Below are 20,217 nucleotides of genomic sequence, written 5' to 3' on the forward strand. Positions count from 1 at the left end.
GATACCGAGGCGCGTCATCCCGGTGTCGAACTTGAGGTGCAGTGGCGCTACCCACCCACACCCTTTACTGAAGGCTTTGAGAGCCTGGAGGCTCTCGAGACTGGAAATGACTGGAGTCAGGCGGTGACGCTGCAGGACGGAAGCGGCTTCCGGGGGCAACGGCGAAAGCACGACGATCTCTGAAGCGACACCCGAGGCTCGCAGCTCGATCGCCTCCTCGGCGGTGGCGACGGCGAAGCCGGCGAGCTGCTCGCCCCCCTCGGCCTCGAGCGCCCGGGCGACGGCGACCGCGCCGTGCCCGTAGGCGTCGGCCTTGACGACGGCGAGGATCTTCGCCGGGGCGACGAGCCCGGCGAGGTGGCGGTAGTTGTGGCGGAGGGCCGCGAGGTCGATCTCGACCCAGGCTCGGCGCAGCGAGTGCGCCCCGCAGTCGGCTTCAACCAACGTCGCTCCCGGCGTGGCTGCCATCGTAGCTGTGGAATCGCGTCGTCTCGCCCTTGAAGACCAGATTGACGGTGCCGGTCTCCCCGTTCCGGTGCTTCGCGATGATCAACTCGGCGAGGCCGCGCACCGAGGGATCCTCCTTGTTGTAGATCTCGTCGCGGTAGATGAAGGCCACGAGGTCGGCGTCCTGCTCGATCGAGCCCGATTCCCGGAGGTCCGAGAGCACCGGCCGGTGGTCCCCGCCCCGCTTCTCCGATGCGCGCGAGAGCTGCGACAGCAGGATGATCGGGATGTCGAGCTCCTTGGCGAGCTGCTTGAAGGCCCGGGTGATCGCCGAGATCTCGAGGTTGCGGTTCTCGAAGCGGCCGCCGGCCTGCATGAGCTGGAGGTAGTCCACCACCAGGACTTCGAGGCCCTTCTCCGCCTTCAACCGCCGCGCCTTGGAGGCGACCTCGAGGAGGGTCGGCGCAGCCGAGTCGTCGATGAACATCGGCGCCTTGCCGATCTCGGCCATCTTCTGCACGACCTTGACCCACTGCTGCTGCGACAGGTGCCCCGAGCGGATGCGTGAGAAGTGGACGTCGGCCTCGGCGCAGAGAATGCGCAGCGCGAGCTCCTGCTGCCCCATTTCGAGCGAGAAGATCCCCACCGTCTTCTTCTCGCGGATCGCGACGTGCGAGGCGATGTTGAGCGCGAAGCTGGTCTTGCCCATGCCCGGGCGGCCGCCGATGATGATCAGCGTCCCCCTGCCGAGACCGTGGGTGTACCTGTCGTAGTCGATGAACCCGGACGGCACGCCGGTGAGGGCGGAACCGGGGTTCTCCTCGAGCATCTCGAGGGTCTCCTCGATGATGCGGTCGAACGGCACGAAGCCGCGGCGGATCGCCTCTTCGCCGAGCGCCATGATCGAGGACTCGGCGTGGTCGAGCGCCTTCTGCGCGTCGACCCCGCCGTCGAGGCACTCGCGGGTGATGTCCCGGCAGACGTCGATCAGCCGCCGCCGGACCGATCGCTCCTTGACGATCTCGACGTAGTGCTCGAAGCGGCCCAGATCCGGCAGGTCGACGTCGAGACCCGCGAGGTAAGCGAGGCCGCCGGCGCTCTCGAGCGCCGCTTTCTGCTCGAGTTTCGCCTGCACGGTGCGCAGGTCGATCGAGACCTGGACCTCCTGCAGCTCGAGCATCACGGCGTAGATCAGCCGGTGGCGCTCGGTGTGGAAGTCCTCCGCCTTGAGGCGGCCGGAGACCGAAGGCAGCAGCCGCGGATCGAGCAGCACCGCGGCCAGCACGGCGCGCTCCGACTCTTCGCTCTGCGGCATCGACTTCGGGGGCTTGAGAAGCTCCAGCATGGGCCCGGCTATCCTAGCCGAATCGGGCCCCCTGCGAGGGCGGAGGCGCCGCCCTCGCAGGGTCTCCGGCCGCCTCTGGCGTCACCGGCTGCCCGCCCCGGGCGCCCGGCGCGACCTCAGCAGGCGTTAGGGCTGCGGCAGCGGAATGCTGGAGTTATAGGCGTCCGACAGGCACTTCCACTTCCCGTCCACCTTCTTCCAGACCTCGAGGTACTTGCCTTTGTCGGTCACCGTCTTGCCGTCGGGGCCGGTGAAGCTCAGGCTGTAGGAGCCGCTGGTGTAGCCCAGCTCGCCGCTCTCCGCCACTTGGGCGCGCTCGGCCTGCCAGGAGATCTTGGCATCGGGAAGCTGCATCAGCCCGTTCCACGAGGCGCGGATGGCCTCCTTGGTGCGCGCCACCGGCTCATTGGGCGCCAGCGTCTCGCCGTCTTCGGCCATGAAAGCGACCGTGGCGTCCAGATCCTTGCGGTTGGCCGCCTCCGACCAGGCCTTGTCCAATGCCCGCAGCGCCGCCTCCTCCGCCGCCCTGTCGACCTTCGCCCCCTGCGCCACCGCGAGACCACTTCCAACCGCCAGACAGATCCCCACCACGGCCCAAATCCGTCGCATGTTCATCCGATCTCTCCCTTCAGAATTGAGAAGGCAACCTACCATGCCGGCGGACTCCCGGCTCTGGCCGCCGCGCAACCCGGCCTGACGAGCAGATTGCGCGAGGATCTACGGCGCGGAAGATGCCGGCGCACGACCGAGAAAGGCGGTCAGCCGTGCTTCGCTGCCGGAGCGAAAGTCGATGTAGCGCAGGCCGATGCCGTCGGGTTTGCCCGCTCCGCCAGCGGAATGACGCACGACGTCGGCCCTCCCGACGACGGCTTCGCGCTCCTCCGGAAGCAGGAGCTCGAACTCCACCATCGAGCCGAGGGAGTAGATCGAGTCGGTGCGCACGAACATGCCGCTCCGCGAGATGTCGTAGGTCTGGCAGAAGGCCTGGTGCTCGCCGTCGCCGATCCGCGCCTGGAGCCGCACCATCATCCGCGAGGCGACCCTCGGCGCCACCGCGAGCAGCTGGGCGGCGAAGCCGCTCAGGAACTCCCCGGTCTTGTCGGTCGCGACGGCCGCATTGGCCCCCTGGCCCACCAGTCTCTCGGCCTGGAACAGCCGCGGCTCATCCGCGAGGAGCAGAATCTGGCTGTTCTCGCACGGCGACGCCGGCAATCGCAGGGCAGCGAGCAGGTCGGTGACGTCGATATCGGGCAGGGGATACCGCACCAGCACCAGGTCGAAGGCGATCGCAGCACAGAGGACTCGCCCGTTCTCGCCGCGCGGCACCTTGTCGACTTCGAAATACGAACGATTCAGCAGCGCTTCGATCCGGCCGTAGAGCGCCGGCTCCAGGCCCACCGCCAGGATCCGCCGCAGGCCGCGCGCCGTATCCTCCGCGTGGGCCACCCACCCGGATCCTGCCCTTCCAGGCTCCCGCATACTCACCCGTTTCCCCGCCTGCCCCTCTAGAGTACAGGAGTCCGCGCTCGCCTTCAGCGCTCCCCGGCTGCGTCACTTGCCACAATCGAGCGCAGGTGATCGAGCCGGTGCTGCGCTTCGGTGCGCGCCGAGGCCTGCGCCTCCGCTGTCCAGCTCGCGACCAAGCGATCGCGCTGGACGGCACTCATCCGATCGCCAAGTGCAGCTGCAAGGTAGTAGTGCATGTAGGCCTCGCGCTCGTCGCGTGAGACGCCGTCGCCATGCGCGTACATCTCGCCGAGACGATAGAGAGAGCGGACGTTTCCGTGCCCGCCGGCGAGCCGGTACCACTTCGCTGCCTCGGCATCATCCCTGGGCATTCCGCTCCCCAGGTGAGACCTCTCGCCGAGCTCAACCTGCGCCTGGACGAACCCTCCCTCGGCCCCGCGGCGCAGCCAACGCAGCGCCTCGGCGTCGTCGTGCGGGGCGCCGAAGCCGCGAGCATAGGCCGAGCCGAGGAGATACTGCGCCCGTGCGTTGCCCTGCTCGGCGGAACGGCGAAACCAGTCCGCTCCCGCTTTCGGGTCCTTGGGAGTACCCCTTCCGGTCGTCAGGGCAAGCCCCAGATTGAGCTGCGCCCGGGCGTTCCCCTGTTCGGCCGCGAGGCGGTACAACCTCGCCGCCTCGCGCTCGTCCTTGGCAACCGACTCGCCGCGCGCATAGGCCACACCCAGATTGAATTGTCCGTCCGCATTCCCCTGGTCCGCCGCGAGGCGATACCACTTCACGGCCTCCTGCTTGTCGACCCGTACACCCTCGCCATGGCTGTACATCACGCCGATGTCGACCAGGGCATCCTGGTCTCCGAGCGCGGCCGCGCGACGAAACGAGCCCATCGCCGCGTCAAGGTCCTGCGCCACTCCCCGCCCATGCAGATAGCACCTGGCCAGACGATAGTGGCCCTCCGCCGATCCGTTCTCTGCCGCCCGGCGGTACCAACCGGCGGCCTCGACCATGTCCAGTGGAACTCCGATACCCTGGGCGTAGCACGCGCCGAGGTGCACCTGCGCAACCTCGAGTCCCTGGTCGGCGGCAAGGCGAATCCAGTACACGCCTGCGCGCTCGTCCATGGGAACTCCGTGACCGGCGATCACGGCGACCCCGAGAAAGTACTGCGCCTCCCTGAGCCCCTGCACGGCGGCGAGACGGGACCAGCTCGCGGCCTCGCGGTCGTCCTGGGGCACGCCCGTGCCCGCGGCGTACATCCTGGCGAGGTTGAACTCGCCCAGGTCCAGCCCCTGCTCGGCCGCCAACCGGTACCACTTCACGGCTTCGGCGGCGTCCGCGCCGACGCTCTCACCGAGCTCGAAAGCGATCCCGAGTTCGTTTTGCGCGAGCGCCAGACCTCCCGCCGCCGCCCGACGCTCCCACTGGAGCGCCGCCCCTGGGTCCTTCGCCACGCCGTCGCCCTCGCGGTACCGCTCGGCGAGCTCGTGCTGCGCTTGCGTACTCCCCTTCGCCGCCTCCGACTGGAGCTCAGCGAGCGTGCGCGGCGCACCGGAAGCGGCTGCCAGCGTCGAAACGAACCCCCAAGCCGCGAACTTCAGAATGCGAGATCGGCGCATCTGTTTCCTCCTGCCCTGCCTGGCGTCGTTGGCCGGAGTGTACGCCCCTCGCCGCGAGCGCCCGCCGCGGCCCTGCGGACACCCGACCGGCCGCTATACTTCAGTCGAAAAATCCCCTCTCCGAGGTGCCCATGACACTCCGCCTACTGGTTGCCCATTGCGCGCTCCTCCCGCTGCTGGCGTCGCCCCTCCTCGCCGGCGAGGCCTCCGGCAAGTTCACCTCCGGCCCGCTGTCGATCTCTCCGACAGTGGCCACCGCCTACGAGGTGCGCGACCAGGCGGACGGCCGCAAGCGGTCGGTCGAGGTCCTGCTCGGCGGCGCGGCGCTCGACACCACGGCCCTCGCGCAGGCGCTCGACCCGCACGTCGACGCGATCAACTCGGAGGCGTCGAAGGGCGACTACATTCTGATCTGGGCGCACGCCGACGGCAGCGCCTCGATGAACGCGACCTTTCAGGAGACCATGACGCAGTACATCGACGACACGAGAGGCGGCCTGAAGGTCGAGTGGACGGAACGCACGCCCGATCGCGTCGCCGGACGCCTCTGGTCGCCGAAGCCGGTGAAGCCGATGTCGGGCGCCAGCTGGACGGTGGACGTGACCTTCGCCGCCGCGGTCGTCCGGCCATCCGCCGGGACCGAGCTGCCCGCGGACGGCGGCGACGCAGGCAAGTCGCTGGCAGCGCTCTACAGCGCCGTCGGCAAGAAAGACTGGACGGGGATCAAGGCCGGCGTCGCTCCGGACCGGATGCGCTCGTTCGAGGTCGAATACAACTCAGCGGAAGAGAACCTCGCAGCGGCGGTCGACATGCTGGGCAACTTCTGGCTCCCCAAGGAGCCCAGGGTCACCGGCGGCGAGATGCGCGGCGACGCCGCGATCCTCGAAGTCGAAGGCGAGCTCTACCCCGGCGCCAAGTGGCTATTCCTGGTGAAGATGGTGCGCGGGGACGCCGGCTGGCAGTTCTCCCAGAAGGTGCCGGCGGGCCGGCTCGACTGAGCGGTCACTTCAGGGTGAGGAGGATCTCGGGAAAAAGGCCGTCGTCCTCGGCCCTGTAGCCGCTGGACTCCTTCACCAGAATGCGGATCGTCTGTCCCGGCTTCACCTTGAGGTCGGCATAGTCGATCGCCCCCTGCGCCACCGCGAGACCTCCTCCAGCCGCCAGACAGACCCCCACTACGGCCCACATCTTCCGCATCTTCATCCCACCAGAGTGATGGCGCCGAACCTACCAGGCCCGAATCCCCGCACGGGTCCCGTCCGCCGGCCTCGAACCTTTGGCCAGCCGTCGATCTCTCCCCATCGCGCTCCGCTCGCCTCGCCTGCGGCGTGACGCTACCGGGATCCCTGCGACACCTGCCGGGTGGCGCTCCGAGAGGCTGCTACACTCCCGGCACCATTTCCGGCTTGGAGGTGACCATGAGATTCGTCCGCCTGACGGTCCTCTGCTCGCTCTGCTCTTGTCTCGCCTCCCCCCTCGCCGCCCAGGACGTGATCTTCAGCGACGGCTTTGAAGCCGGCAACCATGCAGCCTGGGATCCGCCGACCTACTGCCCGGCGACCTCGACCTTCACCCTCACCGCGCCGGGCGCAGCCGTCGACGCCTGGACCGTGCCGGCGGCGCAGAAGGTCCTCACGACCGATCTGCCGCCGGAGGCCTCGAGCGGCACGCTGCGTCTCTTCGCGGCCCGCAACGAGTTCGAGCCGCTGGTCGTCGCGCTCCACCCGCCCGCCGCCGACGCCGCGCTGGTCTCGGCCACTCTGGCGCCGTTCGCCGGCCTCGGCCCGGGAGCGACGATCGACCTGCGCCAGGCGACTTACACCGGCGACCGCATCGAGGCGCTCCAGCCACTCGTCGCCCGGACCCTGCACCCCGCCGAGGCGCCGTTGGTCCTCTGGGTGACGATCTACGTCCCGGCCGACGCTCCCCCGGGCCTGCACACCAGTACGCTGACCGTCGACTTCTCGAACCGCCCCGCTGTCGTCGTTCCGGTCGAGCTCTACGTCTTCAACGCTCTGCTGCCCCCTGCGGCCACTTTTCAGAGCCAGCTGCCAGTGACCTTCACCGATCCGGCGGACGCCAGGAAGCAGTTGCTCTTCGACCACCGCCTGACGCCGGCGACGCCGACCTGGCCTTCCGGCTTCCGCTGGAACATCACCTGGGACCAGGCCGTCCACCCGGCGACACTCTGCACCACTTTCGACGACGAGACCGACCACGAACCGAATCCGAACTATGCCCTGGGCGACCTGGCGCAGGAGTGGCTCCTCGGCAGCGGCTGGAACGGCGTCGGCTTCCCCTCCGGCGAGCTCTTCCGCTTCGTGAGCAACAGCGAGCCGCGGCCGCTCACCTTCTGCGGCATTCCGCGCGAGACCGGCACGGTCAGCCCGCCGCAGTGGGGCAGCGCCGCCTACAACGCCGAGTGGAGTGACTTCCTTGGCGGATTGGAGAACTACCTCCAGGGTCTGGGACTGCTGTCGAAGACCTTTTCCTACGTGATGAACGAGCCGGCGAACCCGACCGACTACGATCTCGCTGCGCACCTCTGCCGCCTATCGAGGGCGGCCGCGCCGGGCCTGCGTCTGGCGATCAGCGAAGAGCCCAAGCCGGAGATCGCGGAGAACGCCGGCGGCGCCTGCGGCTACGACCTATGGCTCGCCCACTTCGGCGAGCTCAAGCGCAACTACGCCGCGGAGCGCATGCTCTTGGGCGAAGAGGTCTGGCTCTACAGTCTGGCCCCCGACTTCTGGGTGAACCCGACGGTCACCGCCCGCCAGGGTTTGGAGGTCCGGATGCTTCCCTGGATCGCCTGGGCCGAGCGTGCCCGCGGCTGGAGCTACTACGACGGCGACAGCTTCTTCTCTCTCGGCAATTCGACCGTCCGCCTCGAGCTCCTGCGCGAGGGCTTCGAGGACTACGAATACCTCGTGCTCGCCAACGGCGGCGAGCCGCCGCGGCCCGGCGTCGTCGAAGTCGCCGACCGGGCGGCGCTCTCCGCCGCGCACAGCGAGATCGACTGGAACCACGACGCCGACGCTCAGGCAGCGCTGCGCTGTGAGCTCGGCCGGTACCTCGAAGGGCATCGAACCGACATGCCGGCCCTGGAGCTCGCCGGCACGCGACCTCGGGGGGAGTACTACATCAATTTCCAGCCCTGCTGCGCGCCGGCCATTCCGTCCGGCCCCCTGGTCTTCGCTGGACACACCTGGATCCAGATCGGCTGGAATCCGTGGAGCGACGCCCTGGGATACGGCTGGCGAGGCCCGAACCAGGGGAATCCCGGCATCCTGCTCTCGCACTACGATGTCGACCACCCCGGCTACAACGTCCTCGAGACCTCCTACATCTGGGACGACTTCGGGCGGGAGAATCTCTTCGAGTTCGATCTCGAGAACGGCCGCTACCTGGTCACCGTCGGCGTCGGCCGCGGCGGCGTGGGAAACCCCGATCCGCACAACGCGATGGTCGAGGGCATCCGCGTCGTCGACCAGCAGGTGCTCTCCGACATCACGGAAGCCTCGACCGAGGTCGAGCTCACCGACGGCAGACTCTCCCTCGTCATCGGCGGCCGCTCCGACGCCACCGGCGACTGGGCCTACACCTTCCTCGCTTACATGACCATCGTGCCCGTGCCATAGGTGCAGCGCTCTGCTCCACTTCGCCGCCGGCCGTTCCTTCCGGAGAACCCCATGCAGCGAATCCGCCTGACTCTCCTCGGCATGCTCCTCTCGACGATCGCCGCGCCTCTCGTTGCCGGAGAAGCCTCCGGCAAGTTCACCACCGGCGGCTCGTCGATCGCACCGAAGGTCGCCACGGCCTATGAAGTGCGCGACCAGGCGGACGGCCGCAAGCGGTCGGTCGAGGTCCTGCTCGGCGGCGCGGCGCTCGACACCACCGCCCTCGCGCAAGCGCTCGATCCGCACGTCGACGCGATCAACTCGGAGGCGTCGAAGGGCGACTACATTCTGATCTGGGCGCACACCGACGGCAGCGCCTCGATGAACGCGACCTTTCAGGAGACCATGACGCAGTACATCGACGACACGAGAGGCGGCCTGAAGGTCGAGTGGACGGAGCGCACGCCCGATCGCGTCGCCGGACGCCTCTGGTCGCCGAAGCCGGTGAAGCCGATGTCGGGCGCCAGCTGGACGGTAGACGTGACCTTCGCCGCCGCGGTCGTCCGGCCACCCGCCGGGACCGAGCTGCCCGCGGACGGCGGCGACGCAGGCAAGGCGCTGGCAGCGCTCTACAGCGCCGTCGGCAAGAAAGACTGGACGGGGATCAAGGCCGGCGTCGCTCCGGACCGGATGCGCTCGTTCGAGGTCGAATACAACTCAGCGGAAGAGAACCTCGCAGCGGCGGTCGACATGCTGGGCAACTTCTGGCTCCCCAAGGAGCCCAGGGTCACCGGCGGCGAGATGCGCGGCGACGCCGCGATCCTCGAAGTCGAAGGCGAGCTCTACCCCGGCGCCAAGTGGCTATTCCTGGTGAAGATGGTGCGCGGGGACGCCGGCTGGCAGTTCTCCGAAAAGGTCCCCGCAGGCCGGCTGAAGTGAAGCGCTGAGCGCTGCGCGGTTCCGGCGCGCTCGCGCTCCGCGACCTGCCCATCCGGGCGGGCAGGTTTCCGGCCTCCGGGCGTACCTTGAGAGCAGCCTCGAATCCGATCTCCAGCCGGAAGGTCGGGCTCCCCAGGCAAGGGAGAACCCCATGCGTGCTGCTCCGCTGCTCGTGGGTTGTGCCGCTCTCGCCTTCTCCGCCTCTGCAAGCGCTTTCGGCCAGGGAACGATCTCGCTGGGCTCCATTCAGTTCGAGCGCAAGGCCGGCTGCTGGAGCACCTCGCCGGCAGTCAATCTGCGCGGGGTCTCCGCCAACCTGAACGAGAATCACCTCTTCGAGTTCGGCTGGTGGTTCCGCGTCGCTGGCGACAGCCAAGAGACCGCTTTCCCACCGCCCGACACGGAGCAGTACGCCGGCGCGCAGTCGGTTCACACCTGGAATGATGTCGGCGGCCGCGGGCTCTTTTCCGCCGTGGAGAGGGCGACGATCCACGACCTCGACAATGGCTCACCCGACGCAGTCGTCGTGGTGGCGATGGAGCTCCACAATCTCAGCGCGAGCCAGAGTCTGGGGCTCGAGCTCTTCAACATGGCGGACTTCGATCTCCAGCCCAACGGCGCCGACGACACCGCTCGCGCAGTCGAATGGACACCGAGCCTGATCCTCGAACTTCAGGACGCCGGAGCGAGCTTCGCTCAGTACACCCTCAGGCGGACGCCAGGAATCGGCACTCACTATCTCGTGCGCCCGTACGGCGCGAGCGATGTCGGTGCCGTCCTGTCGGACGCCGCGATGACGACCTTCGACGACAGTGGCGCGCCTTTCGGCCCCGGCGACTTCACCGCCGGGGGGCAGTTCACGCCACTCCTCGGCCCCTTGACCTACAAGATTGTCACTGTCTACCTGGCGGTGAACTACAGCTCGAACTGCATGGATTCGACCGGCCTCTTCTGCGACGGCCTCGAGCGCGGCAATACCTCGCTCTGGAGCCTGGCTGCCCCCTGAGCCCCCTGTGGGCCCCCGGCGCCCCCGGGCTGGCATCGGTGTCGCCGCGACGAATGGTAACGTCTGGATCCGTAGGGGATTCGAGCCCTCAAGCCCAGGAAAGTCTGCCGAAAAGGAGGCCATTTGGCCCTGCCGCGCGAGTTTGCCAGCGACAACACGGCACCGGTCCATCCGGCGGTGCTCGCGGCCTTGACGGCCGCCAACGAGGGCCCGAGTCCGGCCTACGGCTTCGACTCCTGGACCGCCCGGGCGGTCGACTGGTTCCGACAGCAGTTCGGCGGCGATACCGCGGTCTTCCCGGTGTGGAACGGCACCGGCGCCAATGTGGTCGCTCTGCGTGCCCTCACCCGGCCCTGGCAGGCGGTCGTCTGCACGGAGCAGGCGCACATACAGGTCGACGAGTGCGGCGCGCCGGAGCTCCTCGCGGGGTGCAAGCTCCTCGACGTCCCCACCCGGGACGGCAAGCTCACGCCGGCGATGCTCCGGGAGTCGATGCGGGGAGTCGGCGACTTTCATCACGTCCAGCCGGCGGTGGTGTCGATCACGCAGGTGACCGAGTACGGCACGGTCTACACCCGCGAGGAGCTCGTCGCCCTGTGCGCCGCGGCGCGCGACCTGGGACTCCGGGTCCACATGGACGGCGCGCGCATCGCCAACGCGGCGGCCGCTCTCGGTCTCCCCCTGCGCGCCTTCACCCGGGACGCCGGCGTCGACATCCTCTCCTTCGGTGCCACCAAGAACGGCGCCATGGGCGCCGAGGCGGTCGTCGTCTTCGACCCGGGCCTCGCCGGCGAGATGCTCTTCCTGCGCAAGCAGTCGATGCAGCTCCCCTCGAAGATGCGCTACCTCTCGGCGCAGTTCCTCGCCCTCGCCGAAGACGATCTCTGGCTGGCGAACGCCCGGCACGCGAATGCCATGGCCCAGCGCCTCGCCGCCGGCGTGCGGACGATCCCCGGCGTCGAGATCACCCAGAAGGTCGAAGCCAGCGCCGTCTTCGCCACCCTGCCGCGCGCAGTCAGCGAGCGCCTGCAGCAGCGCTTCCACTTCTACTTCTGGAACCACTCCCCCGAGGAGGTCCGCTGGATGACCAGCTGGGCCACGAACGCCGAAGATGTCGACGAGCTCGTCGCCGCAATCCAGGCGGAGATGGCGAAGGCCCCCGGCTGAGGTCCGCTACTTCTTCTTGTCCTTCTTCTTGCTGTCTTGGCTGCTCTGCTTCTTCTGCTTGTCGCTCTTCGCTTTGTCCTTCTTGCCGCCCTTGTCGCCCATGTCGTTCTCCTTGGTGTCGTCGAGTCCGGCGTTTCGATTTCCGGAGCACCGCGCCGCTCCGGCCTCAAGGCCGAAGATCCTAATGAGTTTCGATCCGAAACGAAACTGCTCGGACGCGGGAGTGTGAGCGGAGCCCGGCGCGCTAGGGCCGACACTCCTGAAGGACTTGAGCTATTTCGCTTGGCTCTTACGGGTCGACGAGGGCTCGGCGGTCGAAGGCTCGGGCGGTTGCTGCCGGACTCGGACCCCTTTTCAGTTCGAGGCGTTTCCCGAGCTACGCAGGGCGTCGATGGCGGCGGCGACTCCCGCCTGCCAGGCGGGCGAGCAGAGATGGCTCATCACCACCAGGCACAGCTCCAGACGCACGGAGTCCGAGGACGACGCGACGCCGGAGAAGGCAGCGCGAACCCGGCCTTCGTCCAACGGAGCGTTCAGCACCGGATCCTCGACTTCGACCCCAGCGTGCTCGACGCCCAGAAGATCGTAGGTGCGAGCCAGCACCTCCGCACGCGAGCTGAAGTGGACCTGTACCAGGAGGTCGAGAAACGGCCGCGCTGCCAGCCTCACCAGACCCGAGCGTACCGCCGCCGTAAGGCTCTCCTCCGAGGATCGACGCAGCGCCGCCGCCCGGAACCGAAGCGCCTGCGCCAACTCCTCCTCTTCGGGTCGACCCACAGCGCCCTGCAAGACCGCGCGCGCAATGTCCCGGGCGAGCTCCTTCTGCTCCTGCGCTCCCAGACGCCGCCACTCGGCAATCAGGAAGTGATTCTGAGGCGTCTGCATCTGCGCGCTCCAGCGGCCGGCACGAAGCCGAGGCCGCGAAGTGAGAACCTGCTGCCGGACCGAAGCGCGAATCGCCTCAGCCCGGACGGGAGTCCCCGAAAAGGAAACAAGAAACCAATCGTGCCGGAGCCCGGGATCGAACCGGGACGGGTATCGCTACCCGGAGGATTTTAAGTCCCCTGCGTCTGCCATTTCGCCACTCCGGCAAAGTGCTGATTCTTCAACAAACCCTAGCTGGAAGCCCCTTTCCGGCCGTCGGTCTCCGAGGGGAGATTCGGGCCTGTTCGAGGCGGCACTGTGGGATCAGTGTGGGATTGGCCCCTCGCGTCCGGTCGCGGGTTCATGACGTGACGAACTCTACCCCCATCGAAGCCCCCGGCCGAGCGGGGTCGGACGGCATCGTCCGGGTGGCGCTAGCGCCAGGGCCTGTCCTAGGCTGTCACGATCGTTGCTCATGGCCATGCGGCCCAAAAAGGAGAAGTCTGTGCGAAAGCTCTCGCTCTTGGCGATTCTCGTTTGCGCCCTCGCAATACCGCTTCGCGGCCTCGCGGAGGAGCCCGGCCCGAGCGTCGCGGGCGAACTGGTCAAGATTCACGCTGTGCTGGAGAAGATCTCGAACCTGCTCGCCCAACAGACGGACTCGGCCGACCTCGACCTGCTCATGAAGCGTGTCCAGCTCGCACAGAGCCAGGCAACCGACCTCGAGCGTCAAGTCAGAGGCGCCGGCATGCGATTGCAGGGGCTCCAGGATGAGAAACGCAGTATCGAGCTTCAAATCACAATTGGACAGGCAAGTCAGGAATCGGACGAGGGAGGGGAGCTCAGCCCGAGCATGGTCGAAGCGATGGAGCAGAACTGGGAAGAGCAGCGCAAGAATGTGAGCCAGCGGATTGCCTCGACGACCGCCGAGCTCGCCGAAGCTCAAAGTCGCCTGGATGAAAGCAACGCCGCCGTCCACAGCTGGCAGGAGGTCCTCGATCGTCGATTGGCGAACCGTTGAGAGGCGAGGCGGAACGCGCCATAGAGGTCGAATCTTGGAACGGAGAAAGCGATCGAAGAGTCGGAGGCGGCCGGGGCTCCGTGGGGGGAGCGAGTAGCCTGGTTGTCGCCCTGGACGGCGCCGCCTCCCCATGAGCAACCTCTCCGGCCTGCTCTTCCTCTTCCTGGCTCTGGCCCTGGTGCTCGGGCTCTACGGTGGGATCTTCTGGCTTCACCGCATCGCGAACCGGCGGCGCCTGCGGGACGGCGAGGATGCGATCGCTGCCGTCCATGCCTCGGATGTGCCCGACGTTCGGATCTTCCAGGGCGAATCGACCCACCCGGTCGGCTCCTCTTTCGAGGAAGGCGGCGGTGAGTTCGGTGGCGGTGGCGCCAGTGAGAGCTACGACTCCGGCGGGGGCGATTCGGGGGACGGCGGTGGGGACGGCGGAGGCGGCGGCGACTGACGGGATCGCCTGGCGCGGAGCGTCACCCAAAGAGGACGCCCGACTCAACTTGGCTGAAACTCGCTGCAGGGAGGGGAACTGTGGAGGCGACGGCCGGAGTCGAACCGGCGAATGAGGGTTTTGCAGACCCTTGCCTTACCACTTGGCTACGTCGCCCGAAAAGCGAAGGCCGCCCAAAAGCGGCCTTCTTGAGTCTAAAAATTGGAGCGGGAAACGGGACTTGAACCCGCGACCCCAACCTTGGCAAGGTTGTGCTCTACCACTGAGCTATTCCCGCTCGGGCCTGTGGACGATAGCGAACGGCCGCGCAGGCTGTCAAGACGAGAGCAGCGGCGCGTCGAAGGCGTTCTTCAGCAGAGTGAAGCCCCAGGCCCCCTCCCGGTTCCGGTCGAGGCCGAGAACGTCGAAGCGGCAGGGGCGGTCGGAGCGGTTCCGAGCCAGGAAGAGCGCCGCGGCGCGCGCCAGGCGGCGCTGCTTCTGCGGCCCCACCGCCTCGATCGCGCGGCCGTATTCGGCGGTCGCCCGCGCCTTGATCTCGATGAAGCAAAGGGTGTCGCCGTCGAGGGCGACGATGTCGAGCTCGCCACCCTTCGTGCGCACGTTGCGCGCCACGATGCGGTAGCCGACGCCGCGCAGGTAGCCCTCCGCCGCCTCCTCCGCCGCCGCGCCGCGGGCGTGCGTGTGCGGGAGCTCCGAGAACCCCTTGAGGCCACTGCTCACCTGTTCACCGCGGAGGTCCGGCCGCGGGCGTTGGCGGTATCGGAGGCATCGGCGGCATCGGAGGCGTCGGCAGCGGCGGCATCACCGGCATGGCGGGCATCGCGGACCGCTCAGCGGCGCTTCCAGCGCGTGCCCTGCGGCGAATCCTCGAGCACCACGCCGCGCGCCGCGAGGTCGTCGCGGATGCGGTCCGACTCGGCGAAGTTCTTCGCCGCGCGCGCCGCCTTGCGCGCTGCGATGGCGGACTCGATCTCGACGTCGGAAGGCGACGGCTCGCCGTCGCCGGCGGCCGCCGTTCCCCACGGCATGAAGATCACCCCGAGCGCCGAATCGATCTGCCGCAGCGCCGCAAGAATTCGCTCCCCATCGCCGGCACCCAGCTCCCGACGATCGATCATCCCGTTCACCTCGCGCACGAAATCGAATAGCGAAGCGAGGGCCGCAGAGACATTCAGGTCGTCGGCCAGACCCGCTGAAAAGCCGGAAATCAGGGCCTCTACCTTTACCGAAAGCCTTTCTTCTTCGTGCCCCTGAGCGATCGCGGCGTTTTCGACCCGATCGATGAAGTCGTCGATTCGGGTCAACGCTGCGCGCGCTCCGTCGAGGCCGGCGAAGGTGAAGTTGAGCTTCTGCCGGTAGTGCACCGAGATCAGCAGATAGCGCAGCGCCCGCGGCGAGATGCCGCGCGCGAGCAGATCGCCCAGGGTGTAGAAGTTGCCTAGCGACTTCGACATCTTCTGGCCGTCGACGATCAGGTGTTCCGAATGCAGCCAGGTGCGCACGAACGGCACGCCGTTCGCCGACTCGCTCTGGGCGATCTCGTTCTCGTGGTGCGGAAAGAGATTGTCCACGCCGCCGCAGTGGATGTCGAACGTCTCGCCGAGGAACGCGGCGCTCATCGCCGAGCACTCGATGTGCCAGCCCGGACGGCCGGGGCCCCAGGGCGATGGCCAGGAGGGCTCGCCGGGCTTGACACCCTTCCAGAGCACGAAATCGCGCACGTCCTCGGTCTCGTACTCGTCGCTCGCCACCCGCTCCCCCACCCGGGCCTCGTCCTTCTTGAAGCCGGAGAGCTTGCCGTAGTCGTCGTCGGCGGCGATCCGGAACCAGACCGACCCGTCGCTCTCGTAGGCGTAGCCTCCGGCGAGCAGACGGCTGATGATCGCCTGCATGCCTTCGATGTGATGGGTCGCACGCGGGTACTCTGCCGCCGGTACCACGTTCAACGCCGCGAGATCGGCCTCGAAGGCAGCGATGAACGGCGCGGTGTAGACGTCGAGCGCCAGCCCTTTCTCCTCGGCGCCGCGGATCGTCTTGTCGTCGACGTCGGTGAGATTCATGATCTGGGTGACTTCGAAACCGAGGAAACGCAGGCTCCGGCAGAGCAGGTCCTCGAAGAGGAACGTCCGGAGATTGCCGATGTGAACCGTGTTGTAGACCGTCGGTCCGCAGGTGTAGATGCCGACCCTGCCGGGCTCGAGCGGCGCAAACGGCTCGAGCCTGCGCCCGAGCGTGTTGAAGAACTTCACCTCTCTGCGATCCACACGACTCCTTTCGACGACCGGGCAACCCGGCGACGCCGCCAACACTGTCCTGCGAAGGTCCCGCGAAGCCTCGGCTACGCCAGCTGCTCCCTGGCGTAGCCGAGCTTCCCCAGTTTGCGCATGGCGAGCTGGCGTCTCAACCCCCGCAGGTGATCGATGAACAGGATCCCCTCGAGGTGATCGATCTCGTGGCAGAGCACCCGCGCGAAGAAGCCTTCGGCTTCGAGCTCGAACGCTTCGCCGGAGAGCCGCTGCGCCGCCACCCGAACGGCGAGCGGGCGCTCGACGCGCTCCGTGAAACCGGGGATCGAGAGACAGCCTTCGATGTCGGTCTCGGCGCCGGCGCGCGCCACGATGCGGGGATTCACCAGGACATGGAGAAGGGACTTCGGACCGGAAGGGTCGACGTCGACCAGCGCGACGCGCCGCAGGTCGCCGATCTGCGGCGCCGCGAGTCCGACGCCAGGCGCGGCGTACATCGCCTCCGACATTTCCGCGACCAGCCGATCGAGAGAGCTGTCGAACGCCTGAACCTCTTCGGTTTTCTTGCGCAGAATCGGGTCCGGGAACAGGAGGATGGGGCGCAAGGTCATGCCCTCGACGCGGCCTCGATCTTCTCGACCGCGACCGCGACCGCCTGGTCGGCGCGCTGCGATCGCAGGGCGTCGAGCAGGGCACGCGGGTCGGGATTGCCGGTCATCGCGCGCTCGAGGCCGGCCGCCCCGACTTTGACGAACTTCGCGCGCTCCGTCGTGCGGTAGTGCGCCGGCCAGGGCTTGTGCTCGAGCAGCGAGCGCTCGCCGAGAATGTCCCCCGGTTCGAAGACACGCAACTGGAATCGCTGGCCGTCGGAGGCGGTGAACTGGGCCTCGACGCGACCGGTGATCAGGATGAGCAGGAACTCCTCGCGGGAACCGCGCGCCGCGATCTCCTGCCCGCCTTCGAGCGCGAGGAGCTCGCAGCCACCGAACAGACGCTTCAGCTGGTCCCCGGAGAGCCGTTCGACGACCGATGTGTTCGCCAGACCCTGCCAGATGCGCTCGACCTCGACCGGCGAGGTCCGCATCAGCGGATCCTGCTCGCTTTGCGCCTGGACCAGCCCTTCGATCGCCAGAACCCGGCTGTGCTCGAGGTCCTTCAAGCGCTGGATGCGCTGCATCCGGGCCTGCACCGAAGCGTCTCCCGGGGCGAGCCGCGCGACCTTCGAGAGCTGCGCCAGAGCCTTGTCGTAGAAGCCGTCGTCGGTGTACATGTCGGCGACGTAGAGGAACTGGTCGAGCGCCTTCGCCCCTTTGCCGACCTGGGTATAGACCTCCGCCAGCCGCAGGTGCGAGTGCAGGTCGTGCGGATTGTCGTGCGTCTTCTTCTCGAGACGCTCGATCGCCTCCTCGTAGCGCTCGAGGACGACCAGATCTTCGATGCTCAGCTCCTGCTTCGCTGGCTCGGGGCTGCTCTTGCCGAACAGTTTTTTCAACATTCTGTTCCCTGCAGTCTACCAGCGCCGGGCGCGGCCTGTCCCCCCCGGTGGCGCCGGGCGAGGAGCGCGAGAAACCCCAGCCGCTCTTGCGGGGAGTGCCTGGCCCGCACCTTGCTATGTACTTCCTGCGCAGGGCAGCAAGGAGAAGAGAGATGACCGAAAGAGCGCTGATTCGACCGGGTTCGACCCGACTTCGCTGGGCAGCAGCGGGTCTCATGCTGTTGTTCGTCCCCGTTCTGGCTTTCGGCCAGTCGGGCGAAGCCCCGCTGGAGCCTGCCGAGGCCACCGCACCGATCACCGACGAGCGCGCGAGCTATTCGTATCTGCGTACCCTGGAGGGGTCGGCGACCGTCGCCGCTGCCGGGCAGGGAATCGGCGAGCCGCTCGAGACCAACCAGCCCCTCCTCACCGGCGATCTGATTCGCGTCGAGTCGAGCTCGCGACTCGAGTTGGCGCTTTCGGATCGCAATCGCCTCTTCCTCGGCGGCGCGACCAGCGTCGTCCTCGAGCGCATCGCCTTCTCGGGCGACCGCGAGGAGCGCGTCACCGTCCTGCGGCTCGAAGGCGGCGAGCTCCTCCTCGCAATCGCCGACGAAGCGCTCGGCGACGAGCTCCCGCGCGTCATCACCTCGAACGCCACCGTCTACGTGCAGGAGCCCGGCGAGTATCGGGTCGAGACCGGCGTCGGGAGCGACGGTGAAGCCTGGACACGGATCGTCACCCGTCGCGGGTACGCCGAGGTGGTCACCGACCGCGGCTCCTCCGTGGTGCGTGCCGACGAATCGATCGTCGCCCTGGGGAGCCGTGAGGCGAACCTCGAGCTCGGCGCGGCCGACGAACCCGACGACCTCGAGCGCTGGAGTGGAGTGCTGACCGACCGGGCCGAGAGCGCCTCTCGCAGCGCGAGGTACGTCGAACCCCATCTCGCCGATGACGCGGCGCCTCTCGACAACGCCGGCAACTGGATCGAGGTCGACAGCGTCTCCTACTGGCGGCCCTACGTCTCCGACGGCTGGCGCCCCTACTGGCAGGGCCGGTGGGCCTGGACGCCCTCCGGCTACACCTGGGTCTCCTATGAGCCCTGGGGCTGGGTTCCCTATCACTACGGCCGCTGGTGCAGCCTGCCGGGCTACGGCTGGGCCTGGCGCCCCGGCGCTCTCTACTCCCCGGCCTGGGTCTATTGGAACTGGACCAGCGGTTACGCCGGCTGGGTTCCGATCGGCTACTACAGCCACTTCTACAGTCCCTGGTACAACAGCGGCTTTCGCTACGGTGTCTACGGCTGGGCGGGTGGCGGCTGGGGCATCTACTCCGACTGGAACTTCGCGCCGGTGCACTGCTTCCGCGACCGGCGCTTCCGTGGCCACATGCGCCGGGGCCGGGACATGGAGCGCGAATCCGGTCACCGCGAGCCGCCGCGCGGCCTGCTGACGACCGACACACGGGACTTGCGGCCCGAGCGCCTCGATCGCACCGACCGGACCGAGGACCTCCTCCACCGGATCGGCAAGCGCCAGAACCCGCGCACCGGGGGCGACCTGCCCGACATGACCGACTTCGTCGGACGCAAGGGCAGGCTTCCGAACGAGGTCGCCAGGGTGATCGTGCCGCCCACCGGCAAGGAGCGCGGCGTGATTCGCGACATAGACCGGGTGGCGAAAGTCGCCGAGACACCGACCTGGCGGCAGAAGGATGCCTCTGGCGACGACAAGACCGACCGCACCGCCGGTACCGGCAAGACTCCGCTCGAGGGCGGGAGCATTGGCGACAAGGGCGACAAGGGCGGCAAGGGCGGCTGGGAGAACCCCGGCGCGACCCCCGGCGTCGTCCTCGACAAGGGGCGCACGACGGCTCCGAATGGAGCGGGCAAGTCGACCCCGCAGATCGATTCGCGCGGCACGGCGGCGACCAAGGGAACGGTCGGCGGCACCGGCGGCACTGGAGCGACTGGAGCGACTGGAGCCAGGGGATCCGCGGACGCGCGTGCCGGGAGCGTGAAGTCCGCGCCCTCGCAGAGAAGCGGGCCCTCCAGCAAGGGGACGATCTCGGGTGGCAAGGAGCGTTCCCCGAGCTCCGGGGCAACCCGCCCTGCGCCTCCCGCGCCGGTCACGAAGAGTTACGAACCCGCCGGACCCGGCGCGGGCAAGGCTCCTGCGCTTGACGGCGATGATCGCCAGCTCTGGAAGTCGCGCGGTGGCGAGAGCGCACCGGTGCAGCGCGTCGTCGGCAGCGTCCGGCGGCCGTCGCCGGGCAGCGAGTCAGGATCCAAGAACCCGAGCGCCGCGGGCGGCGCAACGGGCAGCCCCGGCACGGTGGGCAGCACCAGGGGCAGCGCTCCAACTCGCGGTAACACGGGGTCGGGGTCAGGGTCGGGGTACGCGACGCCGGGCGGAAAGAACCAGGAGCCCGCCTATCGGCCGCCCTCCTCCGGCAACGGTTCGACGGGCAGGAACCCGGCTGGAGCGGGGTCCAGGGTGTACGAACCGTCGGTGAAGTCCCAGCCGGCGCAGCGGTCGCAGCCCGCGCCCACGGTGCGGTCGCA

19 protein-coding genes and 3 tRNA genes are annotated in these 20,217 nt (G+C 68.2%); 8 read left to right on the plus strand and 14 right to left on the minus strand.

The window, feature by feature from the left end; all coding sequences use genetic code 11:
- The 5 genes from KBI44_16690 to KBI44_16710 all read right to left on the minus strand — a co-directional run.
- The coding region (locus KBI44_16690) for an alanine racemase (protein MBP9146118.1) at nucleotides 1–444 on the minus strand (444 nt) is incomplete at its 3' end.
- Nucleotides 437–1,792 carry a replicative DNA helicase gene (dnaB, locus tag KBI44_16695; protein MBP9146119.1) on the minus strand — a complete coding sequence of 452 codons (1,356 nt, stop codon included), beginning with the start codon at nucleotides 1,790–1,792 and terminating at the stop codon, nucleotides 437–439. The genes KBI44_16690 and dnaB, both read right to left, overlap by 8 nt.
- A gap of 126 nt (nucleotides 1,793–1,918) precedes the next feature.
- Complete coding sequence (locus KBI44_16700) at nucleotides 1,919–2,401, minus strand: DUF4440 domain-containing protein (GenBank protein MBP9146120.1); 483 nt, start codon at nucleotides 2,399–2,401, stop codon at nucleotides 1,919–1,921.
- Between the two features lie 108 nt (nucleotides 2,402–2,509).
- Nucleotides 2,510–3,238, minus strand: coding sequence for a PilZ domain-containing protein (locus KBI44_16705; protein MBP9146121.1), 729 nt, complete (start codon nucleotides 3,236–3,238; stop codon nucleotides 2,510–2,512).
- 86 nt (nucleotides 3,239–3,324) lie between these two features.
- Nucleotides 3,325–4,875 (minus strand): sel1 repeat family protein, encoded by a 1,551-nt coding sequence (locus KBI44_16710; GenBank protein MBP9146122.1) that lies wholly within the window; start codon nucleotides 4,873–4,875, stop codon nucleotides 3,325–3,327.
- Nucleotides 4,876–5,006: 131 nt separating this feature from the next.
- Here KBI44_16710 and KBI44_16715 point away from each other — a divergent pair, with 131 nt between their 5' ends.
- On the plus strand, nucleotides 5,007–5,873 hold the full coding sequence (locus KBI44_16715) for a hypothetical protein (protein ID MBP9146123.1): 867 nt from the start codon (nucleotides 5,007–5,009) through the stop codon (nucleotides 5,871–5,873).
- Between the two features lie 4 nt (nucleotides 5,874–5,877).
- Here KBI44_16715 and KBI44_16720 read toward each other — a convergent pair whose 3' ends face one another.
- On the minus strand, nucleotides 5,878–6,063 hold the full coding sequence (locus KBI44_16720) for a hypothetical protein (GenBank protein MBP9146124.1): 186 nt from the start codon (nucleotides 6,061–6,063) through the stop codon (nucleotides 5,878–5,880).
- A gap of 230 nt (nucleotides 6,064–6,293) precedes the next feature.
- On the opposite strand from KBI44_16720, the gene KBI44_16725 reads away from it, so the two are divergent.
- The 4 genes from KBI44_16725 to KBI44_16740 all read left to right on the plus strand — a co-directional run bounded on the left by KBI44_16725 (nucleotide 6,294) and on the right by KBI44_16740 (nucleotide 11,604).
- A complete protein-coding gene (locus KBI44_16725) occupies nucleotides 6,294–8,513 on the plus strand; it encodes a hypothetical protein (protein MBP9146125.1) in 2,220 nt (739 codons plus the stop codon).
- 51 nt (nucleotides 8,514–8,564) lie between these two features.
- The gene (locus tag KBI44_16730; GenBank protein MBP9146126.1) at nucleotides 8,565–9,431 is read left to right on the plus strand and encodes a hypothetical protein; all 867 of its coding nucleotides are present in this window, start codon (nucleotides 8,565–8,567) and stop codon (nucleotides 9,429–9,431) included.
- A 151-nt stretch (nucleotides 9,432–9,582) separates the two neighbouring features.
- Entirely contained in the window at nucleotides 9,583–10,437 is an 855-nt protein-coding gene (locus KBI44_16735; GenBank protein MBP9146127.1) for a hypothetical protein, read from the plus strand.
- Nucleotides 10,438–10,560: 123 nt separating this feature from the next.
- Nucleotides 10,561–11,604 carry a low specificity L-threonine aldolase gene (locus KBI44_16740; protein MBP9146128.1) on the plus strand — a complete coding sequence of 348 codons (1,044 nt, stop codon included), beginning with the start codon at nucleotides 10,561–10,563 and terminating at the stop codon, nucleotides 11,602–11,604.
- Nucleotides 11,605–11,958: 354 nt separating this feature from the next.
- On the opposite strand, the gene KBI44_16745 is transcribed toward KBI44_16740, so the two are convergent.
- Together KBI44_16745 and KBI44_16750 are read right to left on the minus strand one after the other, a co-directional pair.
- Complete coding sequence (locus tag KBI44_16745; protein ID MBP9146129.1) at nucleotides 11,959–12,489, minus strand: hypothetical protein; 531 nt, start codon at nucleotides 12,487–12,489, stop codon at nucleotides 11,959–11,961.
- Between the two features lie 121 nt (nucleotides 12,490–12,610).
- Nucleotides 12,611–12,695 (minus strand) — tRNA-Leu (locus KBI44_16750).
- Between the two features lie 278 nt (nucleotides 12,696–12,973).
- Between KBI44_16750 and KBI44_16755 the strand changes: the two genes are divergently transcribed.
- Both KBI44_16755 and KBI44_16760 read left to right on the plus strand, forming a co-directional pair.
- The gene (locus KBI44_16755) at nucleotides 12,974–13,489 is read left to right on the plus strand and encodes a hypothetical protein (protein ID MBP9146130.1); all 516 of its coding nucleotides are present in this window, start codon (nucleotides 12,974–12,976) and stop codon (nucleotides 13,487–13,489) included.
- Between the two features lie 130 nt (nucleotides 13,490–13,619).
- Nucleotides 13,620–13,934, plus strand: a complete 315-nt coding sequence (locus tag KBI44_16760; GenBank protein ID MBP9146131.1) for a hypothetical protein — start codon at nucleotides 13,620–13,622, stop codon at nucleotides 13,932–13,934.
- Between the two features lie 81 nt (nucleotides 13,935–14,015).
- Here KBI44_16760 and KBI44_16765 read toward each other — a convergent pair.
- The 6 genes from KBI44_16765 to KBI44_16790 form a co-directional block, all read right to left on the minus strand.
- Nucleotides 14,016–14,090: transfer RNA gene (locus tag KBI44_16765), tRNA-Cys, on the minus strand.
- Nucleotides 14,091–14,136: 46 nt separating this feature from the next.
- Nucleotides 14,137–14,211, minus strand: a tRNA-Gly gene (locus tag KBI44_16770).
- Nucleotides 14,212–14,249: 38 nt separating this feature from the next.
- Nucleotides 14,250–14,654, minus strand: a complete 405-nt coding sequence (locus tag KBI44_16775) for a YraN family protein (GenBank protein MBP9146132.1) — start codon at nucleotides 14,652–14,654, stop codon at nucleotides 14,250–14,252.
- A gap of 110 nt (nucleotides 14,655–14,764) precedes the next feature.
- Entirely contained in the window at nucleotides 14,765–16,198 is a 1,434-nt protein-coding gene (gene cysS, locus KBI44_16780; protein ID MBP9146133.1) for a cysteine--tRNA ligase, read from the minus strand.
- 74 nt (nucleotides 16,199–16,272) lie between these two features.
- Nucleotides 16,273–16,791 (minus strand): peptide deformylase, encoded by a 519-nt coding sequence (gene def / locus KBI44_16785; protein MBP9146134.1) that lies wholly within the window; start codon nucleotides 16,789–16,791, stop codon nucleotides 16,273–16,275.
- Nucleotides 16,788–17,675, minus strand: coding sequence for a cyclic nucleotide-binding domain-containing protein (locus KBI44_16790; protein ID MBP9146135.1), 888 nt, complete (start codon nucleotides 17,673–17,675; stop codon nucleotides 16,788–16,790). Before KBI44_16790 ends, def begins: the two co-directional genes overlap by 4 nt.
- A 152-nt stretch (nucleotides 17,676–17,827) precedes the next feature.
- On the opposite strand from KBI44_16790, the gene KBI44_16795 reads away from it, so the two are divergent.
- The coding region (locus tag KBI44_16795; GenBank protein ID MBP9146136.1) for a hypothetical protein at nucleotides 17,828–20,217 on the plus strand (2,390 nt) is incomplete at its 3' end.

It is taken from the genome of Thermoanaerobaculia bacterium (assembly GCA_018057705.1).
Lineage (GTDB): Bacteria > Acidobacteriota > Thermoanaerobaculia > Multivoradales > JAGPDF01 > JAGPDF01.